At 70.3% G+C, this 23,702-nt stretch carries 17 protein-coding genes; 2 read left to right on the top strand and 15 right to left on the bottom strand.

Going from position 1 to position 23,702, the window contains the following annotated elements:
• Window positions 1–146: 146 nt before the first annotated feature.
• From ACFYMC_RS11755 to ACFYMC_RS11690, 14 genes are all read right to left on the bottom strand, one after another.
• A complete protein-coding gene (locus tag ACFYMC_RS11755) occupies window positions 147–1,415 on the bottom strand; it encodes an acetyl-CoA carboxylase biotin carboxylase subunit family protein (protein ID WP_388522501.1) in 1,269 nt (422 codons plus the stop codon).
• Complete coding sequence (locus tag ACFYMC_RS11750) at window positions 1,416–2,198, bottom strand: hypothetical protein (RefSeq protein ID WP_388522498.1); 783 nt, start codon at window positions 2,196–2,198, stop codon at window positions 1,416–1,418.
• The gene (locus ACFYMC_RS11745) at window positions 2,195–4,693 is read right to left on the bottom strand and encodes an ATP-grasp domain-containing protein (RefSeq protein ID WP_388522496.1); all 2,499 of its coding nucleotides are present in this window, start codon (window positions 4,691–4,693) and stop codon (window positions 2,195–2,197) included. The genes ACFYMC_RS11750 and ACFYMC_RS11745 overlap by 4 nt, the downstream gene beginning before the upstream one ends.
• On the bottom strand, window positions 4,690–5,265 hold the full coding sequence (gene epsC / locus ACFYMC_RS11740) for a serine O-acetyltransferase EpsC (protein ID WP_388522493.1): 576 nt from the start codon (window positions 5,263–5,265) through the stop codon (window positions 4,690–4,692). The genes ACFYMC_RS11745 and epsC overlap by 4 nt, the downstream gene beginning before the upstream one ends.
• The gene (locus ACFYMC_RS11735; RefSeq protein WP_388522491.1) at window positions 5,262–6,530 is read right to left on the bottom strand and encodes an MFS transporter; all 1,269 of its coding nucleotides are present in this window, start codon (window positions 6,528–6,530) and stop codon (window positions 5,262–5,264) included. The genes epsC and ACFYMC_RS11735 overlap by 4 nt, the downstream gene beginning before the upstream one ends.
• On the bottom strand, window positions 6,527–7,489 hold the full coding sequence (locus ACFYMC_RS11730) for a PLP-dependent cysteine synthase family protein (protein ID WP_388522488.1): 963 nt from the start codon (window positions 7,487–7,489) through the stop codon (window positions 6,527–6,529). Before ACFYMC_RS11730 ends, ACFYMC_RS11735 begins: the two co-directional genes overlap by 4 nt.
• A gap of 18 nt (window positions 7,490–7,507) precedes the next feature.
• Window positions 7,508–8,737 carry an ATP-grasp domain-containing protein gene (locus ACFYMC_RS11725; protein WP_388522485.1) on the bottom strand — a complete coding sequence of 410 codons (1,230 nt, stop codon included), beginning with the start codon at window positions 8,735–8,737 and terminating at the stop codon, window positions 7,508–7,510.
• Window positions 8,734–10,035 carry an MFS transporter gene (locus tag ACFYMC_RS11720; protein WP_388522482.1) on the bottom strand — a complete coding sequence of 434 codons (1,302 nt, stop codon included), beginning with the start codon at window positions 10,033–10,035 and terminating at the stop codon, window positions 8,734–8,736. The genes ACFYMC_RS11725 and ACFYMC_RS11720 overlap by 4 nt, the downstream gene beginning before the upstream one ends.
• On the bottom strand, window positions 10,032–12,674 hold the full coding sequence (locus ACFYMC_RS11715) for an ATP-grasp domain-containing protein (protein WP_388522479.1): 2,643 nt from the start codon (window positions 12,672–12,674) through the stop codon (window positions 10,032–10,034). Before ACFYMC_RS11715 ends, ACFYMC_RS11720 begins: the two co-directional genes overlap by 4 nt.
• A gap of 85 nt (window positions 12,675–12,759) precedes the next feature.
• A complete protein-coding gene (locus tag ACFYMC_RS11710) occupies window positions 12,760–13,407 on the bottom strand; it encodes a DsbA family protein (protein WP_388522702.1) in 648 nt (215 codons plus the stop codon).
• Window positions 13,404–15,077 (bottom strand): AMP-binding protein, encoded by a 1,674-nt coding sequence (locus ACFYMC_RS11705; RefSeq protein ID WP_388522476.1) that lies wholly within the window; start codon window positions 15,075–15,077, stop codon window positions 13,404–13,406. Before ACFYMC_RS11705 ends, ACFYMC_RS11710 begins: the two co-directional genes overlap by 4 nt.
• A gap of 81 nt (window positions 15,078–15,158) precedes the next feature.
• Window positions 15,159–16,034 carry a prephenate dehydrogenase/arogenate dehydrogenase family protein gene (locus ACFYMC_RS11700; protein ID WP_388522473.1) on the bottom strand — a complete coding sequence of 292 codons (876 nt, stop codon included), beginning with the start codon at window positions 16,032–16,034 and terminating at the stop codon, window positions 15,159–15,161.
• A complete protein-coding gene (gene pabB / locus ACFYMC_RS11695; RefSeq protein WP_388522470.1) occupies window positions 16,031–18,127 on the bottom strand; it encodes an aminodeoxychorismate synthase component I in 2,097 nt (698 codons plus the stop codon). The genes ACFYMC_RS11700 and pabB overlap by 4 nt, the downstream gene beginning before the upstream one ends.
• The gene (locus ACFYMC_RS11690; protein ID WP_388522467.1) at window positions 18,124–18,426 is read right to left on the bottom strand and encodes a chorismate mutase family protein; all 303 of its coding nucleotides are present in this window, start codon (window positions 18,424–18,426) and stop codon (window positions 18,124–18,126) included. Before ACFYMC_RS11690 ends, pabB begins: the two co-directional genes overlap by 4 nt.
• A 372-nt stretch (window positions 18,427–18,798) precedes the next feature.
• Here ACFYMC_RS11690 and ACFYMC_RS11685 point away from each other — a divergent pair, with 372 nt between their 5' ends.
• Both ACFYMC_RS11685 and ACFYMC_RS11680 read left to right on the top strand, forming a co-directional pair.
• A complete protein-coding gene (locus ACFYMC_RS11685; RefSeq protein ID WP_388522464.1) occupies window positions 18,799–22,656 on the top strand; it encodes an amino acid adenylation domain-containing protein in 3,858 nt (1,285 codons plus the stop codon).
• A gap of 73 nt (window positions 22,657–22,729) precedes the next feature.
• Complete coding sequence (locus ACFYMC_RS11680) at window positions 22,730–22,954, top strand: tautomerase family protein (protein WP_388522461.1); 225 nt, start codon at window positions 22,730–22,732, stop codon at window positions 22,952–22,954.
• On the opposite strand, the gene ACFYMC_RS11675 is transcribed toward ACFYMC_RS11680, so the two are convergent.
• The gene (locus ACFYMC_RS11675; protein ID WP_388522699.1) at window positions 22,845–23,567 is read right to left on the bottom strand and encodes an IS5 family transposase; all 723 of its coding nucleotides are present in this window, start codon (window positions 23,565–23,567) and stop codon (window positions 22,845–22,847) included. The genes ACFYMC_RS11680 and ACFYMC_RS11675 overlap by 110 nt on opposite strands.
• Window positions 23,568–23,702: the final 135 nt, after the last annotated feature.

Here is a 23,702-nt window from a genome sequence, read left to right as displayed (position 1 = left end):
GCACAAACCCGCACCCCGGGACCGGCCTGCCCGGCCGCGAGGCACGGCGGCCGAAAACGAGCGGGCCGGGCGCGTCGACCCCCCGCACCCGGCCCCCCACGGGACGGCCCGACGGCCGCCCCACACCCTTTGGAACCGATCCCCGCTCAGCCGGCCGGTACCGGCTCCAGCACCAGAGCGGCCATGAACCACTCCTCCACCTGCCGCAGCCGCTCCACGCACTGCGCCCGGTCCCGCCCCGAAACCAGCACGGTGACCAGGAAGTCCGAGGAACCCGCAGCCGCCTCCATCACCTGTCCCGGCCTCACAAACACCCGGAACTTCTCGATCCAGGGAAAGTCAGGTGCCTCCAGGGGCACCTCCACCACCCGACCGGGCCGCTTCATCAGCACCATCTGACCCGACATCTGTCGTGGCGCCAACGGGACCCCGCCCGAACCAAGTTCCGCCGGCAACGACAGGCCGAGCTGCGCCCTCACCCATGCCTCGGTCGGGTCCACCCCGAACAGGGTCCGCATGATGTCGCGGATCGCGGCGCCGCCCGTGCGGCAGGCGATCTCACACAGCACCAACTCGTCATCGGGCGTGTGGAAGACCTCCGCGTGAAAAGTGAAGTTCGGCGGACCGGGCATCGCTTCCAGCAGCCGCTCGGTGAACTCCAGCAGCCGCTTGGCCAGCGGATCGTCCACGTCCAAGGTCAGGTCCATCCGCGGACCGGTGTCCGTCCGGTACGTCGCCAGCGCGTACTGGTACTGCGAAGGCCAGGACAACACCACCTTGCCGTCCAGCACCAATCCGTCCACGTGGCACATCGGCCCGCGGACGAAAGCCTCCACGATCAGGTTCGGATGATCGCCCGAGTACAGGTCGAACTCGTCCGCCAGATAGGCCGACAGCTCGACTTCGGTGTGCAGGATCCGCAGGCCCATCGAACCCGCGCTGTCCCGTGGCTTGACCACCACCGGCAAGCCGTGCTCCCGCACGAACCCCAGCAGGTCGCCGGCGCACTCCACGTCCCGCCACGGCGCCACCGCCAGGCCCGCACCGGAGGCGATCTCCTTCATCGACCCCTTGTCGCGGAACGGCGTCACCGAATCCAGCCGCTGCCCCGGCAGGTCCAGGATCTCCCGCAGCCCAGCCGCCCGATCCAGGTCCAACTCGTGGCAGGAAACGAGGTGCCGCACGCCGTGTGTCCGGGCCAGCTCCAGCGCCCGCTCCTCCAGCAGACCGGAGTCCTCGTAACCGACCACGGCCTCCGCGTGCAGGTAGCCACCACCGTGCGGCAGCTCCTCCGCCACCAGGGCCAGCTGCCTCGCACAGGCCAGCAGCACCACGTCGCCCTCGTAGTCCGCCAACCACCGGTCATAGGGCACGGCGTTCAGCGAGCCCATGTGGTGCAGTACGAGCACACTCACCTAGATCCCCTCCAGAGCCAGCCCGGCCGAGGAAACCTGCGCGCGCACCTGCGCCCGCGGGTCCTCGGCCGGCTCGTAACGAACGCCGTCGATCAGCCAGTCGCCATCGGCACGGACGGCCTCCACGACACGGGGATGTCCCGGCTCCACCGGCAGTGCCGCGAGCGCGGCATCGGTGACCGCGAGCCCCGGACCCACGTGCCGCGCACCGGGACAGGGGGGCTCCACCGTCAGATCCGGTACGGAACCCGCCCGGCCCGAGGTCAACCCCCCGCGCACGAAGGACCGCAGCGCCGCCTCGTCCTCCAGCACGGCGAGCACCCGACGCCCCGCGGCCCGGCGCCGCCGGACCACCAGCGGGTATCCCCACTCGTGCCCGTACCGGTACAGATCCAGCACCCGACGGACCTCGGCCCGGCGCACCACCGGGATCCCCGACCGGCGCAGCACGTCGGCCGACGCGATCGGGTCAAGCAGCAGCCGTGCCGTGTCCCGGCTCTGGCCGGGCACGCCGAGCAGGTCCCGCAGCGCGCCGGCACGCAACTGATCCGCCGGGTCCAGGGCCACCACAGCGGTCACCGGACTACGACGGGCCAGCGCCAGGACGGTGGTCTCCACCGCGGCGGTGACCGCGTACCGCGCCATCACATGCACCTCGGTGAAGCCCGGGCGCGGACCCGGGGTGCCGGTCAGCAGCACCAGGTCGCGCCCGGAGCCGGCGAGCCACTCCGCGTACGGCAGGGCTCCCGTGGCCGGCGGCCGGTCCAGTACGACGACGGTCATGCTCCCGCTCCGTCCTTGTCCATGCGCACGGTCAGCCGGGTGGCGAGGAGTTCCTCGCACAACAGCACGGCCTTGTCGGTGTCGGAGGCCGTGACGGCGAGCAGCCCCAACCGGTCCCAGTTGTCCTGCATCGGCCGGACCCGGGAGCCGGCACGGGCCGCGAGGTCCACCGCGAGCACCGCCGGATGGGCGCGCAACTCCTCGACGCCCTCCACGGACACCACCTTGCCGGGGGCCGCCGTCAGCCCGCGGGCGCAGCCGGCGGCGACCGGCTCCGGGCGGCCGGCGAGCGGCTCGACCAAGCCGAAGGGCCAGGCCAGCGCGTAGTGGGTGAGGTCGATTCCGTAGGCTGCGGCGACCAGTTCCTGGATGCGTCCACCGCCGTTGCGGTTGTGGCCCTCGATGATCAGCGGACCGCGCGGGCTCAGCCTCAGCTCGGTGTGGCCGGGCCCGTCCTGGATGCCGACACAGGTGAGGAACGCGGCCACCGCCTCGGTGATCTGCTGCTCCTCGGCCGGCTCCAGCCGGGCCGGCAGGGCGTGGCCCAGTTCGGCGAAGTGCTCCTCGTCGACGAGCTTCTCGGTGATCGCGACCACCACGTGCCGGCCCGCGAAACTGAAGGACTCCACGCTGAACTCGGGGCCCTCGATGTACTCCTCCATCAGGTACTCGGTGACCTGGTAGAGGGTGGTGCCGCGGTCCACTCCGCGTTCCCGCACCGAGCTGATGCGCTGCCACACGGCCTCGACGTCCTGCTCTTTGGTGACCTTGAAGATGCCGAAGCCCGCCGTCAGGTCCACCGGCTTGACCACGAAGGGGTAGCCGTGGGCTGCGCCGAAGGCCGCCAGCGCGTCCCGACCGGTCAGTGGCTCCGCCTGGACCGCGAACCGCGGCGCATGCTCGGCGAGATGACGGCGCATCGCCAACTTGTCGCGCAGCAGCCGGGCCGGCTCGTGGCCGGTGCCACCGAGGCCGAAGAGGTCATTGATCCGGCCGGCGATCTCCAGGCCCGGCTCCGTCAGGGAGAGCGCGGCCGAGAACCGCCACAGCTGATGAGCGGCACGAGCCAGCGGTTCCACCACCGCCCAGTCGGTGAAGTCGGCGATGAAGGTGACATCGGCGAGCCGGGCCTGCTCCGGGTCGAACTTGTCCTTGTGCTGGATCAGGATCACGTTCAGGCCGAGCTCCTTGGCCTGGCGGATCGGCTCCGTCAGATGCCCCAGCAGCAGCAGGGTTCGCTCAGGCACCATCGGCTGCTTGGGTTCGCTGCGCACCGCGTTGACCAGTTCGGCTCCGGTGTCCACGGTCAGCTGGGAGCGGGCGGTGCGGGCCAGCTCCGCGGCCCGCACCGCGTCGGCGGCCTCCAGGACCACGAACCCGTGCCGGCTGCCGGAGTTCACGGTGTGCGGCAGGACCTCACCCACCCGGTGCGGGAAGTGCAGGTCGTGGACGTGCGGCAGGGCGCGGATCGCATCCAGGCCCTCGACCCGGCTGACCGTGCCCGGCTCCAACTGGAAGAAGGAGATGGCGCCGACCCGTGCGGCCGGGCCGGGCTCGACCGTACGCCCGGCCAGCAGCTCGAAGACCGCCGCCTCGATGTCGAAGCCGGTGGCGATGCGGATCAGGTGCGGGATGCGGTCGCCGCCGAGCCGGGCCTGGGACTCCACGATGCGCGGGCCCTGAGCGGTGAGGATCAGCTCGGTGTGAGCGGGCCCGAAGCGGTGGCCGGCCGCGTCGAGCAGGGCGCAGACCAGCCCGGCCGCCGCCGCGGCGGTGTCCGCGGGCAGCGGCGCGGGGAACAGCTGCCCGGTCTCGATGAACAGGGGGGCGTCGGTGGTCTGCTTGGCGGTGATGCCGATGACCTGGTGTCGGCCTTCGGCACTGAGGGTTTCCACGCTGTACTCGGCCCCCCGCAGGTACTCCTCGACCAGCACCGGACCGGTGTAGCCGAGGGCGTCTACCTCCTGTGCCCAGGAGTCGAGTTCGGCCGGTCCACGGACCAGGCGGACCCCCGAGCTGCCCTGGAGCCGAGTGGGCTTGACGACCGCCGGGAAACCGAAGCCGTCCAGGACCTCAGGAACCTGGCGGGGACCGTCCACCACGGCCGTCCGAACCGGGGACAGGTCGTGCTCGGCGAGCAGTCCGCGCAGTGCCGCCTTGTCGTTGAGCCGGCGCACCGCGTCCGGCGGGTTGGGGGCCAGCCCCAGGGCGTGCGCCTCCTCGGCGACGGCGAGCATCGTCGCTTCCTTGCCCAGGTGCAGCACCCGGGCGACGTCCTTGGCCACGGCGGTCTCCCGCACCAGGCGGCGCAGCGCCCGCTCGTCGTCGAAGTCGGCGAGCAGCAGTTCGACGGAGTGCGCGGCCACGTCCCGCAGGTAGGCCGCGGACTGCTGCGTCGGGTCCCAGATCGACCACACCTCGAACCCGGCGGCCACGGCCTTCTCCACCAACTGGCGGTACGGCATGACCATCAGGATCCGATTGTTCGCGCTCAACTTGGCTCATCCCTTTCGTGGGTGCGGGCGGCCGGCGCCCGTACGTGCGCGCCCTTGGGCACGTCGTGCAGGACCAGCGCCATGGCGCCGATCAGTGCGTCTTCGCCGACGGTGATCGGGCCGAGCAGGGTGGCGCCCGCGCCCACGGTCACCCCGTTGCCCAGCCTGGGGTGACGGCGGGGCTCGCCGGCCTCCTGTTCGGCACGGGCCCGGTCATGCCACCAGCCGGTGGAACCGAGCGTGACGCGGTGGAAGAGGGACACGTCGTCACCGATGACGGCGGTCTCCCCGATCACCACCCCACTGCCGTGGTCAATGAAGAACCGGCGGCCGATCCGGGCCCCCGGATGAATCTCGATTCCACCGGTGATCGCCTTGGTCACCAAGCAGACCAGCCGGGCGGATCGGTAGTGGCGCCCCCGGTAGAGGCGGTTGCCGGTCCGGTGGCCGAGCAAGGTCAGCACGGTGGGGTGCAGCAGTGCTTCGCTCCGGGAACGGATCGACGGGTCGCGGGCGACGACCACGTCCAGGGTCTCCCGTATCCGGCGGCGCCACCGGCCGGCGGCGCTCATGCGAGTGCCTGCGTCGTGGGCTCGGCCGCAGCGCGGGCGTCCACGGCACGGAACAACGACCGGTACAAGACGATGGCGGCCACGCCGAAGGCACCGAACAGCGCCGCCATGGTCCACACTCCGACGAAGGAGCCCAAGGTCACGCACAGTGAGCCGACGAGCAGGCCGAAGCGGACCTGGAGCCCGTAGGCGGCCATGTACTTGGTGCGGGACTCGCTGGGGACCAGGTTGGCCAGCAGGGTCTGTTTGACGGGGGCGTTCATCAGCTCGCCCGCGGTGACCACGAAGGTCGCGACGATCAGCGTCCAGGCGTCCCCGCTCACCGTCCACACCAGGTAGCCGGCGGTGAAGACGACGATTCCGTAGGTCAGTCGGCGGCGCTCGTCGAGCTTGCCGAACAGCTTGCCGACCCACAGTGCACAGCAGACCACCAGCAGGGTGTTGACGGCCCGCATGATGCCGAGCATGTTCACGCCGTCGACGGTGAACTCCCAGGACCCGATGTGCAGCAGCCGCTGGGGCGTGAAGTCGTTGCCGAGGCGGACCGCGATGGAGGAGGAGATCTGCACCTCGATGGAGCGGATCAGCAGGGCCGCCACCGCCAGGCGCAGGAACACCCGGTCGCGGACCACCGAGAGGTATCCGGTGAGCGCCGACTTCACGCCGCGCGGGCTCTCCACGGTGCCGGGCGGTGCGGTCTCGGTGATCCCGAACCAGGTCACCAGGAAGATCAGGCCGGTGCCCAGGGCAGCCGCGGTGAGCAGTTGGAAGAAGTAGCCGCCGTAGAGGAATCCGCCGACCAGCGAGCCCAGCATGAAGGCGAGGTTGATCGACCAGTAGTTGATCGTGTAGACGGCGGTGCGCGAAGCGGGGGTGGAAACGTCCACGATCATCGCCTCGTTGGCGGGCAGCGCGATCCCCGCGAAGCAGCCCGCGCACAGGTAGAGGGCGTACATCGCGATGCCGTTGCCGCCGACCAGCGGCGAGGCGACGAGGGCCAGTCCCACGTAGGACAGGGCGGACCCCACCTCGCCGGCCAGCAGCACCGGGCGGCGGCCGTAAGTGTCCGACAGGTGCCCGCCGACCAGGTTGCAGCTGATGGTCGCCAGCGCGGCGCACAGCGTCATCACGCCGGCGGTGGCCGCCCCGTACAGGCCCGCGAAGTGAATGACCATCAGCGGCACCAGCATGATGTCGAAGAACCGCTGGACGAAGCCGACGCCTATGCGCAGCCGAAGGTTGGGGTGCAGGTCACGGAAGGTCATACGGCACCTTCTCCCGCGGACTCCTCCGGCGGCCACCAGCTGAGGTAGCGCTCCCCGCTGTCAGGGAAGACAGTGGCCAAGGTCGCGCCCGACAGGTCGTGGCGGCGGGCGAGTTCGACACAGCCGTAAGCGGCGGCTCCCGCGGAGATGCCCACCAGCAGACCGGTCCGGGCGGCGATCGCCCGGGTGGTGGCGGCGGCGTCCTCGTCGGCCACCACCACGACCTCGTCGATCAGGGCCGTGTCCGTGACCGGGCTGATGAACCCACCGTTCAGACCCGGGATGCGGTGCGGACCCGGCTCGCCGCCGGACAGCAGCGGGGAGCCGGCCGGTTCCACCGCGACCACCTTCAGCCGCGGGTTGCGTTCGCGCAGGTACCGGGCGGTGCCGGTGAGCGTGCCGCCGGTGCCCACCCCGCACACCAGGTAGTCCACCCGTCCCCCCGCATCCCGCCAGATCTCCGGTCCGGTGGACTCGTAGTGGGCGCGCACGTTGTCGGGGTTCTCGTGCTGGCGGGCGTACCAGGATCCGGGTATCGACGCGTGGAGCTCCTCGGCCCGCTCCACGCAGCCGGCGAAGCCCAGCTTGTGGTCGGTGAACTCCACGGTGGCGCCCAGCATGCGCAGGGTCAGCACCCGCTCCTGGGAAGCGTTGTCGGGCAACACGATCAGACAGGGGTAGCCACGGGTGGCGGCCAACGCGGCCAGCGCTATGCCGGTGTTGCCGGAGGTCGACTCGATGACGACGGCGCCACGGGCCAGTGCCCCCGACTCCTCGGCCGCACGCATCATGAACAGCGCGGCCCGGTCCTTGATGCTGGACAGCGGGTTGGCGGCCTCCAGCTTGGCCAGTACGTGGGCGGTCTGCGGCAGACCGTCGAGCTGCAAGCGCAGCAGTGGCGTGTTGCCCACCAGGTCCTCGAACGAGGTGGCCACCGTGCCGACGAGTGGATGGTTCATGGGGGGGTTTCCTCCGGCTCAGCTGTTCTCGACGGACGCGGCGGACCCCGCGGGCCCGGTCACCACGCGCAGGTTCTCCCGAACGAACTTCAAGGCTTCCTCCCGCTCGGTCGGCGAGGAGGCGTTGACCAACACGTGGCCCATGCGCTGCGAGGACGAGGTGAGGGGACGGACCTCGTCACCCACCTTCTTACGCAAGCGCACCCGTACCACCGCCGGATGGGCCGCCACCTGCTCGACCCCGACGATCTCCCGGATCGTGCCCGGCGTCGCCGCGGTCGGGAACACCGTGGCGGCGTAACTGACGGGACGTTCGGGCAACTCACCCGCGGGCAGGCCCATCGCGAGCTTGACGACCTCCTCGTACAGGTCGAATCCGTAGGTCAAGCCGATCGCGTCCGGCAGGTAGTCACCGGGGGTGCGCACCGCGACCTCCATCAGTACCGGGCCGCGCGCGTCCACCTTGAACTCCAGGTGGACCAGGCCGGTGCGCATTCCCAGCGCACCCAGCACCCGTCCCGTCAGATCGCTTACCTGCGCGGCGAGTTCGCCCTCGAAGCGATGCCCACAGCGGTGCGCCAGCTCCACGAAGTACGGCGGCGCGGTGGTCTCCTTCTCGGTGATGTTCTCGAACACCACCTCGCCGTCTCGGACCAGCGCCTCCCAGCTGTACTCGGGTCCGCCGATGGCTTCCTCGACCAGCACCGTGCCCTCAGCGGCACGCCGTGCCACCACCTCCGCCACGGCCTCGGCGTCCCGGACCAGCTCCACACCCTCACTACCGGCGAGGGAGAGCGGCTTGACGACCACGGGCAGCCGCTCCAGCATCCAGTCGCGGGCCTCCTCGATCCGGCCCACGTGCAGGTGCTCCGGCTGCGGCACTGCGAACGCGCCGAAGGTGGCCCGCTGGAGCGCCTTGTTGCGGGAGATGACCGCCGCGTGCAGGGAAGGCCCGCGCAGCCCGTAGCGGTCCTGGGCCAGCGCCCCGGACAACACGTGCGGCTCGGCGAAGGCGATCAGACCGTCCGGAACCCCCTCGGCCGCCGCCTGCGCGACCCCGGCGACCCAGGCCTCGTCGCGGGAGCCCGCCACCCGGTAGAACCGCTCGGCCAGGTCCACCGGCCGGCCCTCCCAGGCCGCGGCCGACTCCACCGCCCGTACTCGCAGGCCGAGTCGGGCGGCGGCGTCCAGGTAGGGGCGGCCCATCGTGCCGACACCGACGAGCAACAGTTCCTTGGGGTCGTTCACTTCTTGAGCCCTTCAGCGGCGGTTTCTACGGGTGCGGACGCAGCGGACGCTGCGGGTCCCTCGGCGGCGGTGGCAGACGCCGAGGCGCCGTCCAGTGCCCGGGTGACCGGGGTGACGAGCAGCGTGGCCAGAGCGAAGAGCGCCGCCAGTCCGAGCCAGCCGGCCGGTCCCGCCACGATCACCACCGAGGTGACCAGAGCCGGGCCGACGATGCGCTGGCCGGTTCCCCCGAGGCTGAACACCGACAGGTACACGCCCTTGCGGTCCTCGGGGGCGTACGCGTAGCTGAGGTCCCATCCACCGGTGGCCTGCCACATCTCGCCGAAGGTCAACAGCACGCAGGCCAGCACCAGGACGGCGCCCGCCGCCCACGGTGAGGCGGGTCCGGCGGCGAGGGCCAGCGCCACGCAGCACAGCACCAGCGCCACCCCGCCCAGCCGCAGCGCCCGTACCGCGCCACCCGCGCGTTCGGCGGCCTTGGCCACCGGCACCTGGAGCACGATCGACATCAGTGTGTTGATCAGCACCAGTACCGGCAGCAGACCGGCGGGCATCTCGGTGGCTTCCAGCGCCCACAGCGGGATGCCCACCGACAGCAGCGTCACGTGCAGGTTCAGCACCCCGTTGAGACCGGCCAGCAGGCCGTAGCGCCAGTCGCGGAACTGCCGGATCGCGGTCAGCGGGTTCACCTTGCGCTGCACCACGTCGGCGCCCTCGATGCGCAGCCGGGTCAGCATCAGGGCCGAAGCGACGAAGGCCACCGCGGTACCGAGCACGATGCCCCGGTACGCCCAGATGCTGTCGGCGGCCAACAGGGGGGCGGCCAACAACGCACCGAGGGAGAAGCCCACGTTGCGGACGGTCCGGATGATGGCCATGGTGCGGGTGCGATCCGCCCCCGCCACGGTCGCCGAGGCCACCGCCTGGGTCATCGGCTGGGTGGCTGCCTCCGCCGCCGCCAACGCGCAGGAGACGAGGGTGAAGACCACCACGCCCTCAGCGAAGCACAGGGCTACGAAGCCACCGGCCCGCCACAGTTGAAGGGCGACCAGGGTACGTCGGGCGCCGAAGCGGTCCCCGGCGGCGCCGATCGGCACCGTGGTGAGGAAGCCCACCACCCCCGAGATCGCCAGACCGGCGCCCACCTCGGCGACCGTCAGCCCCACCGAGCGGACGAAGAACACGGCGGAGGCGGCCAGGAAGAGCCCGGTGCCGGCCGCGTTGACCAGCGAGATCACCGCGAAGGTGCGTCCGGCCCGGGTAGCGGGCACGTAGTCGCGCCAGGAAGGCAGTCTCACCGCTGGGTCCCTTCGGCCGCAGCTCCCGCCCGACGCCCCGCGGGCTCCACCGCGGACGTGCGGATCTCGATCAGAGCCACCGCCCGCTCCGCGTTGCCCGCCGCGGCAGCGGCGTCCGGCCCCGTCGCGATGACGTAACCGGCCCGGTCCCAGGAGCTGGTGGTGGGGCGCACGTCGTCGCCGGGGGCGACCGCGAGGTGCAGTTCGTGGACGCCCTCTGCGTCCCTGGCCTCGGCGGTTCCGGTGATCGCCTCGACCCGGCCGGGTCCGGCGGTCAGGAACCGGACGGCGGCAGCCCGCCGGGCGGGCAGCGGCTCCACCGGACCACGCCCCTCAAGCACGTGCAGCAGGGCGTCGAGGATGTCGGTGTCGTAGCCGAGGTCGATCAGGACGGTGATCCCGCCGCCGGGCATCCGCCCGGCGCATTCCACGAGGTGCGGACGCCCGTCGCCCTCGGCGAGTATCCACTCCGAGTGCAGTACCCCGGAGCGGAAGCCGATGGTCTGGGCCAGCTGGGCCAGGGCTTCACGCAGTTGCGCCGCGCTCTCCTGCGGCAGATCGGCCGGCACGGTGTGACCGGTCTCCACCGGGTACCGGGAGTCAAGCACGTTCTTCGCCGTGATGTTGGTGAAGCCGAGGACGCCCTCGTGGACGACCGCCTCCACGCTCACCTCCGGACCGTGCAGCCGCTCCTCCACCATGAAGCGGGCAGTGCCCGGGTACTGGGCGCGCAGCGCCGGCTCGTCGGCACCGGTGGTGTGCTCCCAGGCGGCCTGCACATCGTCCTTCGGGCCGAGGAGTTGTACGCCGAGGCTGGCCTGACGGTTCGCGGGCTTGAGGACCGCCAGGCCACCGTGCGCAGCTCGGAACGCGGCCACCGCCTCGGCGCTGCCGACCACCGCCCAGTCCGGCTGGGCCAGGTCGGTACCGGCGAGCGCCGCCCGCAGCAGGCCCTTGTCCCGCAGTACCCGGGCCGCCTTGGGGCCGGCTCCCGGCAGGCCCCAGTCCTCGGCGAGCGCCGCGGCGACCACCACCCCGTACTCGACGACGGGGACGACCACGCGCACCCGCGCTGGGCGGGGCACGGCCGCGGTGATCCGGTCCGGGTGCTCCTCGTCCTGGGAGGGCGCCGGCAGCAGCGCGCCCACGCAGGGGTGCCGCTGGGCGAGGTCCTCCAGGGCGCGGGCCTCGATGACCGCGGGCTCCTCCAGCACGAGCACCGAGTCCGTGGGCAGCCGACCGTCGAGCTTGCCGAGCATCACGGGGCTGTATCCGACCAGCACGTGGGTGATGCTCTCGGGCAGCGGCTGCGCGGGCGCGGCCGTGGTCACGGTGATCGCCTCCCGCACCCGCTCTTCCAGAGCGTCGAGTTCGGCCACGGTCGGCGCGTCGATGAAGAAGGACACCGCCCTGTCCTCGGAGCTGCGCAGCTCCCCGAGGACCGCCCCACGGTCCTTGTGGACGAACACGGCACGCAGAGCGGGGCCCTCCGTGGCCGCTCCCGGTTCGATACGCGGCCACAGGCCGCCGTCGCCGACCCAGGCCGGGACGGTGTCGAAGCCCTCGACGGTGACGTCCCGCAGAACGCCCGGCGCATGCTCCAGGTAGACCTGGCGGGCCACTCGGACGGGCGCCGGGTAGGCGGCCGGCTCACCGAGCGCGATCTTGACGATCTGCGGCTCCAGCGGAGCTCCGGTGGCCAGTTCGTACAGCACGCACAGTCCGTCGCCGGGGGTGCGGGCAGCCACCTCCATCAGGAAGGGACGGCCTTCGGCGTCGATGCGCCATTCGGCGTGCGCGATGCCGTCACGGAAGTCGAGGCCGGCCAGCAGCCGCGCGTTGGCTTCGAGGAGGGCCGCCTCGTCACCGGGCCTGTCGCTGGGCACGGTGTGGGAGAGCTCCACGAAGGTGCGGGCGTGCGAGTCGGTGGTGTCCTTGCGGGTGGCGGAGGCGAAGATGATCCGGCCGCCTTGGACCAGAGATTCCACGCTGTACTCCTGGCCGGCGATCTTCTCCTCCACCAGCACCGTCTCGTGCTCGGGGTAGGTCGCCAGCTGGGCCAGCAGCGCGTCGGGGCCGTCCACGGTCTCCACGCCGGAGCTGGAGTGCCGGCCGGCGGGCTTGACGACGGCCGGGTAACGCACGGCCTGCGGGTCCAGCCCGGCGCGGTCTTCACCGGAGACGATCAGCGAGGCGGGGCTGAACTCGGGCAGGTACCAGCGCTGAAGGTACTTGCTGCGGCAGGCCCGGGTGGCGCGCAGCCCCGGGGTGGGCACCCCGAGGGCGTCGGCCAGCAGCCCGGTCGGCTCGACCTGGGTCTCACCGACGGCGTAGGCGCCGACCAGGCGGTAGCGCTCACGCCAGCGACGGGCGGCGGAGATGACACCGGGCACGTAGGAGTTCTCCCGGCCCACGTCTCCGTCGACGAAGGCGAACTCGTCGATGGCGTGCGCCGGATGTTCGGGGTCCTGCGCGGCTGCCAGCGCTTCCTCACGCCAGGCGGAGGGCGTGATGAGCAGGATCTTCAGTCCCCGGCGGGCGAGTTCGGCGAGGTACAGGGGTGCCCGGCACACGACCAGGAAGGATCCGGTCAGCACAAAGGCGTCCGGGCGCACTTCGGCGGGCTGCAGCGTGTTCATGATCCGGTATTCCTCAGTCGGGTTCGGGCGCGGACCGTCCCCGCACGGCGCGAGGCGCGGGCGGGGACGGTCCCGGGCGGTCTGGTCAGTCGAACTTGAGCTTTCCGGTACGGGTCCGCTTCAGCTCGAAGAAGTCGGGGAAGCTGGCGAGGGCGCGGGCGCCGTCGAAGATGCGCGTGGCCTCCTCTCCCCGGGGGATCGAGTTGAGGACGGGCCCGAAGAAGGCCACTCCGTCGATGTGGAGCGTGGGGGTGCCCACGTCCTCGCCGACCGGGTCCATGCCCTCGTGGTGGCTCTTGCGCAGCAGTTCGTCGTGGGCCTCGCTGTGCGCGGCTTCGATGAACTCGGCGGCCAGGCCGGTCTCGGCGAGCGCCTGCTCGGCGACGGCCAGGTAGTCCTTGTTGCCGCCGTTGTGGATGCGGGTGCCGAGGGCCGTGTAGAGGGCGGGCAGCGCCTCCTCGCCGTGGGCCTGGGCGACCGCGGTGCATATGCGGGTCAGGGCCAGCGAGTTGTCCACGAGCTCCCGGTACCAGCCGGGAAGTTCGCGCCCCTCGTTGAGCACGTACAGGCTCATCACTCGAAAGCGCAGGTCCAGCTGGCGGTGCTGCTGGACCTCCAGGATCCACCGGGAGGTGACCCAGGCGAACGGGCAGGCCGGGTCGAAGTAGAAGTCGACCTTCGCGGTGGTTGCGGCGGCACCGGTGGCGGTGTCGGTGGTGCTGGTCACGTTCAGACCCCCGTGGCCGCGGCGAGCGACTTGCCCTCGGTCCCGGCGGCGTAGGCGCTCAGGTCGGCGTACTTCTCGCGCAGTTCGCGCTTGAGCACCTTGCCGGTGACACCGACCGGGAAGTCGGCCTCCGAGGTGGCGATCTCCAGCAGCCCCAGCAGCGGGTGCCCGGCGGCCTTCAGCGCCTCGTTGGCCTGCGCCAGGAGCTTCTCCGGCTCGGCGGCGGCGCCCTCGGCGACGGTGACCACTGCGACCGGTACGACGGCTCCGTCGCGACGGCCGGCGATCACGGCGACGTCACCGGTGTCGGGCACGTCGTTGAGGATGACCTCCTCCATGAACACCGAGTATCCGGTGCCGGTTTCCGTCTCGATGGCGTCCGCGGCACGGTCGACGAGGAAGAAGTCGCCCTCGGAGTCCCGGTAGGCCATGTCACCGGGCAGCCAGTAGCCGGCCAGCTTGAAGCGGTAGGTGGTCTCCGAGTCCGCCCAGTAGCCGGGCGTGATGGCCGGGCCCTGGGCGGCCAGGAAGCCGACCTCGTTGTCGTTGGCGTGGCTGCCGTCCTTGCGCAGGATGGCGACGTCGGCCACGCCCACCGGCTTTCCGGCGCAGCGGTCGTTGCGCTCGGTGTCCAGGGTGCGGATCTTCAGCAGGACGCCCCAGCCGAGCTCCGTGGTGCCCAGCCGGTCGAAGAAGGCGGAGGGCTTCAGTTCGGGGCTGCGCAGCGAGAGCACCTTGGTGATGTGCGACTGGTGGACGGCGTCACCGATGGAGGTCCACACGTTGACCGAGTCCAGGGCGCCGACCGGCAGGTCGAGGTTGGCGAGCTCGGCGTAGGCGTGCGCGAAGGACATCACGGCGGTGGGCTTGAACTTCTGCACGGCCGCCGTGAGGCTGGCGCCGTTGACGTCGCTCAGCGCCACGATCGGAGTGCCGCCGAGGACGGCGTACACGGTGTACGCCACGCAGCCGAGGTGGGACTGCGGGAGCGCGGTCATCATCAGGGCGCCGGGCTGCTCCGTGTGGTCGATCAGACGGAACTTGGGGCCCGAGACGATGGACTTGTGGGTGTGGATGGTCGGCTTCGGGCGACCGGTGGTGCCCGAGGAGTGCAGGATCGCGACCGGGTCCTCGTCGTGGTGCTTCCAGTAGGAGGACTCCGGCAGCGGGGCGGCCTGCGGGGCGGGCAGGCCCTCCAGGGACTGCACCCAGTTCATGCTCAGCCCCGAGGTGTCGCCGAGGCGGTCGATGCGGGCCTGGTCGGCGTACAGGCCGACCGGGGTGCACTGCTCGATCAGTGAGGTGGCGATCGCCTTGGAGGCGTTCGAGTTGATCAGCAGGGCCACGGCGCCGATCTGGGCGAGCGCGTAGAAGTGCAGCGAGTACGCGATGGAGTCCTCGAACCACACCGCGACCCGGTCCCGGGTCTGGACGCCCTGCGCCAGGTACCAGGCCGACCAGGCCTGGGCGAGCTCGTCGAACTCGACCAGGCTGAAGTCCTGCTGGAACTCTCCGGCGGTGGTGCCGATCGGGCGGGAGGAGTGGATGAACTTGACGTCGGGCTGCGGGTTCGCGGCGATCGCGGAACGCAGCAGGTTGCCGCCGCCCACGGTGACGTCGGCGGCCAGCGCCTCGCGCTGCTCCGGGGTGAGTACGGTCGGGGCGAACGTGGTCATGGGAGTTGCACCTTCCAGGCAGGGGTTTGCGGAAGCGGTATCGGGTGCTGCGGACCCCGAAGGGCCCGCAGCGGCGCGGTCTCAGGCCAGGGCGAAGAGCCGGGCGCAGGTGTCGCGGTGGTGGGCGAGGTCCTCGCCCAAGTACGTGCGCAGCTCGTCCAGGACGGCCGCGAAATCGTTCTCGGTGCCGTGCTCGACGATCCCGGCGAGTCGGTGCAGGCTGTCGGCGAGGGTCTTGCGGACCCCGGCGGCCTCCGGGTTGGCGTACTGGACGTCCCAGTACACCTCCGGTGTCCCGGAGGCGATCCTCGCCAGCAGGGCGAGCATCGTGTTCGCCGGCGGCGGAGCGACCGGCCGCAGGTCCGCTGCGGGCACCCCGAGCTCGGTGAGGGCCAGGCCGAAACCGAGGACGGCGGCATGGGTCAACGCCTGCGTGGCGCCGGCCAACTGGTCGTGTTGGGCGGCATCCACCCGGACCACGGTGGCTCCCCAGCTCTCCACCAGGGCTAGCAACTCCTCGGTGCGCGGGCCCTCGTGGACGACGACCGCGGCCACCGGCCGACCATCGAAGCCCAGCGAGGGGGCGAACATCGGGTTCAGGCCCACGGCTTGGACCCCCGGCGCCTGAGCGCGGATGGCCTCGGTAATGGGCTGTTTCACCGACAGCGTGTCCACCAGCAGTGCACCGGGACGCAGTTCCTCGGCGATCCCGCGGACCGAGGCGAGGGCGACGGCGTCCGGCAGGGCGAGCACCACGAGGTCGGCGTGGCCCAGTTCGGCGGCCAGCCGGAATCCGATCGCGGTGACGTCCCCACGCACGTGGCTGACCCGGTGATCGGGCTCGGCAGGATCGGCGGTGTCCACCACCGTCACCTCGGCTCCGGTCTGGAGCAGCCGTTCCACGAACAGGGCTCCCACCGCGCCGGCCCCACCCACGACCACGGCACGCTTGATCACGCGGTACCTCCCGGGTGCCCGGCGACCGTCTCCGGCTCCGACTCCAGTGCGGTGGCAAGCACCGCGGCCACCATGGCCCGCGACTTCACGACGGTCTCCTCGAACTCTTCCTCCGGGTCCGAGAGAGCCACGATCGCGCCGCCGACACCGAAGCTGACCCGGTCCTCGGTGGCCACCAGGGTCCGGATGACGATGTTGAGGTCTGCCGCACCGCTGAGCGAGAACCAGCCGAGCGAACCGGAGTACACCCCGCGCGGGCCCTCCTCCAGCCGGTCGATGATCTCCATGGTGCGCAGTTTCGGCGCGCCCGTCATCGATCCGCCCGGGAAGGCGGCGCGGACGCAGGAGACGGCCGTCTCCTCTGGCCGCAGGGTGCCGCGGATGGTGGACACCAGCTGGTGCACGGGGGCGTAGGTCTCCACGTGGAAGAGGCTCGGCACGTGCACCGAGCCGATCTCGCTGACCACGTTGAGGTCATTGCGGATCAGGTCCACGATCATCAGGTTCTCGGCGCGGTCCTTCTCCTGGCTGAGCAGGTCCGTGCGCAGTGCTTCGTCCTCGGCCGGGGTGGCGCCCCTCGGGCGGGTGCCCTTGATCGGCTTGGACTCGGCGACCCGGTCGGTGCCGACTGTCAGGAACCGCTCGGGTGAGGCGCTGAGCACGGCCACCCCCGGGTAGTCCAGCAGCGCACCGTACGGCACGGGGCTGATCCGGCGCAGGTGCGCATAGGTGGTCAGCGGGTCGATCCGGGCGCCGAGGGTGACCGTGTTGGTCAGGCACACCTCGTACGTCTCGCCCTGCCGGATCTCCTCCAGGCTCTCGGCGATGCGGTCGAGGTACTCCTCCTTGCCGTGGCGCAACACGGCGGTGCCCGCGGCGGCCGGGTCCGTCATGCCTGCGCCAGCGAAGCTCACCTGCTCCCGGACCGTCGTCCGGTGGTCGGGGACCTCGCGCAGTCTTGCTTCGGTCTCCTCCAGCCAGCGCTCGGCGGCGGCGGTGTCCCCGCCGGTGGACAGGGCCAGCAGGTAGCTGGTGCCCTCGACGTGGTCGACGGCCAGCATCCGGTCCGCGAAGAGCATCGCCGCGTCCGGCGTGTCCGCCTTGTGCACCATGAGCCCGCCGGCTTCGGACTTCAGCTCGTAGCCGAGGTAGCCGACGTAGCCGAGGTTGAACTCGAAGGGCACGCCCTGGGGGGCGGGTACGGCACGCAGCCGCAGCTGTTCGTCGAGGTAGTCGAAGAACCCCTGCTCGACGATCTCGCCCTCGTCACCCGGCCTGCCGGGGGTGTGGACGGTGACGTAGCCGTCCGAGACCCGGTAGCTGACGTACTCGGCCAGCGGGCCACTGCCGTCGCCGAGGAACGAGAACCGCGACAGCCCTTCGATGACGTTGCCGCTGTCCAGCCAGAAGCCGTGCGCGTTGCCGGCGAACAGGGCGCGGTAGGCGGCCTCGGTGTCCGGCTGGTGGTCCACGGTGCGCACGTGCACGGTGTACGGGCTGGCGGGCGTGCGGGTACCGGCGTGCGCGAGCGCCAGGTCACGGAAGTTCGCGAGGAGTTCGCGCCCGTACTCGCTGCTGATCGATTCGGGGTGGAACTGCACTCCCCAGATCGGCAGCGTCTTGTGGCGCACGCCCATGACCACGCCGTCCTCGGTCCAGGCGATGGCTTCGAGCGACTCCGGCACGGTCGTCGCGGCGAGCGAGTGGTAGCGCACCACGTCGTAGGGGCTCGGGAGCCCCGCGAAGACGTCGGTGCCGTTGTGCTTCACCGCGGAGACCCGACCGTGCATCGGCGTGGGGGCCAGAGCGACCTCACCGCCGAAGAGGTGGCAGATGCCCTGGTGGCCGAGGCACACCCCCAGCACGGGCAGTCCGCTCTCCAAGATGGCGCGGGCGCTGATGCCGAAATCACGTTCGCGGTCGGGTCGGCCGGGGCCGGGTGAGACCACGATGGCATCGAATTCGTCGAGCCTCAGTCGGGACCAGTCGGCGCCGTTCTTCACGACGACGGGTGCCTGTCCGTTCACCTCGCCCAGCAACTGGTAGAGGTTGTAGGTGAACGAGTCGTAGTTGTCGATCAGCAGTGTTCTCATGCGGAATCCCCGATCACCAGGTTCTCGACCCGGCAGGTCTCCTCGATGATCAGGTCGTAGAGCCTGCGCAGAAATTCTTGGTTGATGCCGTGCTCGGCGCCGAACTTGGCGGCACGCTCCTGAACGATGCCGATTCGGTGCGGTTGCATCATCGGTACGCTGTTGTCACGTTTGAAGTGTCCGATTTCGACGCACTTCTCGATACGGGCCCGCAGCTCCTCAAGGAAGCGCTCGTCGATTGCGTCGAGCTCGGCCCGCAGGTCGTCAATAGTGACTTCGGCTGCCGGATTTACCAGCATGGATCGCCCCTCCCACCTATTCCACGCCCTGAAGCCTGCCGGGGGTTTGGTCCGCTCGCCACAGCCGCGATGGCTCGGGTCCCCGCACTGCACACAATGCGGGGGTGCGTATCACCGCAAGAACGGACACTCCGGTCTCCCTATGCGCGTTGACTAGCCGGCATCCGCCGAACGTCGATTGGCTTGATTTCGACGTTAGTCGACAGAATCAGCCACACACGGCTCCAGATAGGGGCACTAAGCAACCATATAGAGCGATTTAAGCCTCTCGGTAATTGGCCATTCATTGGCTGAACCTTGCCAACCACCGTGGCTCGATCCCATAGTTTCCAGCGTTCCGGGGGTATAAAGACGCATCGAATTGGGGGCGCCATGGGGAAGTCGACCGCGGTCGGGAAATGTCTGACCGACCTGCTCACCGAGCAGGCACGGGCTCGCCCGAACGAGATCGCGGTGGTATGCGAAGCGGAAACGCTGACCTTCCGCGAGCTGGTGGACTGGAGCACGGACCTCGCCTCCTACCTGCATCACCTCGGGTTGAAGAGGGACGAGGCGGTCGGCGTCTTCGTCGATCCGGCGTTCGAACTCATCGCCGGGACTTGGGGCATCCTCTACGCCGGCGGCGCCTATCTACCGCTCTCCCCGGAATACCCGGATGAACGCCTTCGCTATATGATCGAGGATGCCCAGATCACCGTGGTCTTCACCCAGGAAGAACTACGGGAACGCCTCACCGAATTGACGCCAGAAGGAATACGGATCGTCACCTCGGAAGATGTCTCCGAGTACAAGAAGAAGGCACCTTCCGATCGCGGCACAGAATTGCCGCCAGGCCCTCACCCGGAAGACCTCGCTTATGTCATCTACACCTCGGGAAGCACTGGAAAACCCAAGGGAGTGATGATCGAGCACCGCAGCATCGCCCACCAGATGAACTGGCTCGCGGACGCCTGCGGACTGGGCGCCGGCACCGTCGTGCTCCAGAAGACCCCCATGAGCTTCGACGCCGCGCAATGGGAAATCCTAGCCGTGGCCTGCGGCAGTAGGACAGTGATCGGAACCGCCGGGATCTATCGCGACCCACCCCGACTGATCGAAGCCGTTATTCAGCACGGGGTAACGGCGCTGCAATGCGTCCCCACTCTCCTCCAGGCCCTTCTGGACAGCGACGAGCTGCACCGCTGCACATCACTCACCCAGATATTCAGCGGCGGAGAGGCGCTTTCTCGCACCCTGGCCCGGAAATGCGCTGCTCAACTACCTCGCTGCACGGTCACCAACCTCTACGGACCGACCGAGTGCACCATCAACACTTCTGCCTTCACGGTCGATCCCGCCGCCCTCGACGACGGCCCCCAGGCCGTGTCGATCGGCGCGCCCGTGGCCGGAATGCGCTACTACGTACTGGGCCCCACCGGCCGGCCGGTGGGGCCCGGAGAGACCGGGGAACTCCACATCAGCGGTGTTCAGTTGGCCCGCGGCTATCTGCACCGTCCCGACCTGACCGCGGAACGGTTCCTGGACAACCCCTCCGGCGCCCCCGCCCCCCACCACCGGCTCTACCGCACGGGCGACCTCGCCCAGTGGAACACCGACGGCACCGTGCAGTTCGCCGGCCGTGTCGACAACCAGGTCAAACTGCGCGGGTTCCGCATCGAGCTGGACGAGATACGCCTCGCCATCGAGGCCCACGACTGGGTGAAGAACGCCGCCGTCCTGGTCCGCGACGACCCGCACACCGGCTTCCAGAACCTCATCGCGTGCATGGAACTCAGCCCACGCGAAGCCGCCCTGATGGACCAGGGCACGCCCGGCGCGCACCACCTCTCCAAGGCCTCCAAGCTCCAGGTCAAGGCGCAGCTGGCCAACCCGGGCACCCGCGAGGACAACGACCTCGCGCACCGACCGACCCTCCCCCTGCCCGGAGCCGAGGCGACCTCCGAGCAACGCCGCCGCGCCTTCGCCCGCAAGACGTACCGCTTCTACGAGGGCGGCGCACCGCAGGTCCAGGACCTCCTCGACGCCCTGGGCCGCCCGGCTCCACCGGCCCGGCGCCCTCGGGCCGCCACTACCCTGTCCTTCGATGAACTCGGTCGACTACTACGCGAGTTCGGCCCACATCTGAGCGGGGACCGGCTGCTTCCGAAGTACGGCTACGCCTCACCGGGCTCCCTGTACGCCACCCAGCTCTACCTGGAGGCGCACGGGTTCCCCGGGCTGGCCCCGGGCGTGCACTACTACCACCCGCAGCGCCACCAACTGGTGCTCGTCCAACCGGCGGACCCCGCCGTGGCCACCGTCCGCCCCGGCCTCAGCCTGCACTTCGTCGGCCGCACCAGCGCCATCGAACCCGTCTACAAGAACAACATCCGTGAGGTCCTGGAGATCGAGACCGGCCATATGCTCGGCCTCCTCGACGAGGTCCTGCCCGGCTACGGGCTCACCGTCACCGACCTCCCCCACACCCCGGACCTGCGGGCCCGGCTGGGTTGTGCACCCGAGGACCACTACCTGGGCTCCTTCGCGCTCACCCCGCACGGCACCGCCCCCACCGACAGTCCGGTGGACGTCTACGTCCAACTGCACCCCGGCGGCACCAGTGACCTGCCCGCCGGACAGTACCGCTACCGGGCAGGCGCGCTGGAGCGGATCTCCGAAGAACTCGTCCTCAAGCGTCACGTCATCGCGATCAACCAGCAGGTATACGAACGCGCGGGTTTCGGCATCACCTTCGTGGCCCGCAACGGCGTCGAGGGGGAAGTCCCGCACTGGCGCTCGTACATCGACCTCGGCCGAGCCCTGCAACACCTCCAGTCGAACGCCTCCGGCCTCGGCTTCATGTCCGCCGGCTACAGCTCCCGCAGCGGGCACGACCTGCCGGCCGCCCGCCGGTTCCGCGACATCCTCAGTCAGTGCGAACTGCCAGCCGGACCGTCCTACTTCTGCGTCGGCGGACCGGTCAGCGAAACCCAGCGCGACCACCAGGGCATGTACGAGGACACCGTGCACATGAAGGGCCCGGCCGAGATGATCAGGGATGATCTGGTCGGCTTCCTGCCCGAGTTCATGCTGCCCAACCGCATCCTGGTCCTCGACCAGCTCCCCCAGACCGCCAACGGAAAGATCGACACCAAGGCACTGGAAGCCCGGGTGGACGCCGAGATCGCCCAGGACGAGCGCCCCGTCGTCGCACCCCGCACCCGCACCGAAACCAAGGTCCGCGACCTGTGGAAGGCCGCCATGAAGCGCGAGGTGGTCTCCGTCCAGGACGACTTCTTCGCCTGCGGCGGCAACTCCCTGATAGCGGTGGCTCTGGTGCACCGCATCAACCGGACCTTCGGCGTCAGCCTGCCGGTCCAGGTGATCTTCCAGTCCCCGACCGTGGAACAACTGGCGGCACGCATCGACGGGGACGGCTGCGGCCCGTCCTCCCGCCTGGTCCCGCTGCGCCACGGCGCCACCGCAGCACCGGGCGCCCCGCACCCGGTGTTCTGCTGGCCCGGCCTCGGCGGCTACGCCATGAACCTGCGCCTGCTGGCCACCCGCGACCCGGGGGAGCGCGCCTTCTACGGGGTGCAGGCACACGGCCTCAACAGCGGCGAGCAGCCCTTCACCGACCTGACGGAAATGGCCCGCGCCGACCTGACCGCACTGCGCCGGATCCAGCCGGCCGGACCTTACACACTGTGGGGGTACTCCTTCGGCGCCCGGGTCGCCTACGAAGCCGCCTGGCTGTTGGAGCAGGCCGGCGAAAAGGTGGAGCGGCTGCTGCTGCTCGCGCCGGGATCACCGCGCATCCCGGACCGGGCGGAATCCTGGAGCACGCCCGGCCCCGACTTCGCCGACCCCACCTTCGTCACCATCCTCTACTCGGTCTTCGCCGGCACCACCGGAGGGCCCCTGCTGGCCGAGTGCCTCCGAGTCGCGGTCGACGAGGACAGCTTCGCCCGGTTCGTCATCCAACGGTTCCGGGGCCTGGACGCGTCCCTGGTGCGCCGGATCGTCCGGGTGGTGTGCACCACCTACGGCTGGATGCCGCAGCCCCGAGCCCTCTCCGCCCCCGTCACCCTCTTCAAGGCCCGGGGCGACGAGGACTCCTTCCTGGAACGGACCGTCCCCCCGGAGACCGGCGCCTTCGATCTGATCCACCTGGACACCGACCACTACGGCGCCCTACGCGACCCGGGCGTGGACGAGCTCACCAAGGTCATTCAGCGGGAAACCTCCTAGGGCCACCCGCTGGAAGGTCCCCCACCGAACCGGCAGCACGCCCCAACCAGTACCGAGCAGAAGGAGACCAGCAATGCCCCATGTGAACATCAAGTACTTCCCCAAGCCTCTCGACGCCGAGCAGCAGGCCCGGCTCGTCGCGCGGGTGGCCGAGGCGGTGCGCGAGGCCTTCGAGGTGGAGGACCGTGTCATCTCGGTCTCCCTCCAGCCCGTCGAGCCCGAACTGTGGGACGAGGAGGTCTACCAGCCGGAGATCGTCGACCGCCGCGACCTGCTGGCCAAGTCCCCGGAGTACTAGGGAGCGTATGGGGTTGTGACCAACAGATGGCCCGGGCGAGGTTCTTGAGCCAGATCATCGATGCCCGGAGGTAGAGGCCGGCGAGGTAGCTCGCGGGTGTCTTGCCGTAGCGGGTGGCGATGCCTCGCCACGCTTTGAGCTTGTTGATCAGGCGCTCGAAGGTGTTCCGTTCCTCGTAGAGGTCGGCGTCGTGACTGACGGGTCTGCCTCCCTCGCGGCCCTTCTTCTGCCGGTTGGCGGCTTGGTCCTCCTCCCCCGGGGTGACCGCCTTGATGCGGCGTTTGCGCAGGTGGGCGCGGTTTCCGCGAGACGAGTACGCCTTGTCCCCGGAGACCGCGTCCGGCCGGGTGCGGGGTCGGCCGACGGGCCCGCGGACCCGTACTTTCTTCAGCACGGGGATGAACTGCGGGCCGTCGGCGGCCTGGCCCGCGGTCACGAGGAACACCAGTGGGCGGCACTTCCGGTCGCCGGCGACATGGATCTTGCTGGTCTGTCCGCCCTGGAGCGTCCGAGCAGGGCGGCCTTCAGTCGAAGTTTGCGCCGTCGACGGATGCGCCCTCGCTCTTCCCGCTCGGGGTCGCCTTCGGCCTCCTGTCCGGTTTGTTCGTCGCAGCCGCCCCCCTTTGACCTGGCCTTCTCCAATGCGGTGAGGGCGTCCTCCTCCAGGTGCATTCCGGCCGCGCCGTGATGGGCCCGGACGGTGGTGGAGTCGATGCTGACCAGGGACAGGTCCACCTCGCCCCGCTTC

Origin of the sequence: Streptomyces sp. NPDC006879 (assembly GCF_042869595.1) — a bacterium.
Lineage (GTDB): Bacteria > Actinomycetota > Actinomycetes > Streptomycetales > Streptomycetaceae > Streptomyces.
The sequence above is the reverse complement of the archived record's forward strand: the minus strand, read 5'-3'. Positions and strand labels throughout refer to the sequence as shown.

Excerpts from the sequence above, each read along its gene's own strand:
- ACFYMC_RS11750 (WP_388522498.1), bottom strand. The coding sequence starts at position 2,198 with ATGACCGTCGTCGTACTGGACCGGCCGCCGGCCACGGGAGCCCTGCCG.
- epsC (WP_388522493.1), bottom strand. The coding sequence starts at position 5,265 with ATGAGCGCCGCCGGCCGGTGGCGCCGCCGGATACGGGAGACCCTGGAC.
- ACFYMC_RS11735 (WP_388522491.1), bottom strand. The coding sequence starts at position 6,530 with ATGACCTTCCGTGACCTGCACCCCAACCTTCGGCTGCGCATAGGCGTC.
- ACFYMC_RS11730 (WP_388522488.1), bottom strand. The coding sequence starts at position 7,489 with ATGAACCATCCACTCGTCGGCACGGTGGCCACCTCGTTCGAGGACCTG.
- ACFYMC_RS11715 (WP_388522479.1), bottom strand. The coding sequence starts at position 12,674 with ATGAACACGCTGCAGCCCGCCGAAGTGCGCCCGGACGCCTTTGTGCTG.
- ACFYMC_RS11705 (WP_388522476.1), bottom strand. The coding sequence starts at position 15,077 with ATGACCACGTTCGCCCCGACCGTACTCACCCCGGAGCAGCGCGAGGCG.
- pabB (WP_388522470.1), bottom strand. The coding sequence starts at position 18,127 with ATGAGAACACTGCTGATCGACAACTACGACTCGTTCACCTACAACCTC.
- ACFYMC_RS11690 (WP_388522467.1), bottom strand. The coding sequence starts at position 18,426 with ATGCTGGTAAATCCGGCAGCCGAAGTCACTATTGACGACCTGCGGGCC.
- ACFYMC_RS11685 (WP_388522464.1), top strand. The coding sequence starts at position 18,799 with ATGGGGAAGTCGACCGCGGTCGGGAAATGTCTGACCGACCTGCTCACC.
- ACFYMC_RS11680 (WP_388522461.1), top strand. The coding sequence starts at position 22,730 with ATGCCCCATGTGAACATCAAGTACTTCCCCAAGCCTCTCGACGCCGAG.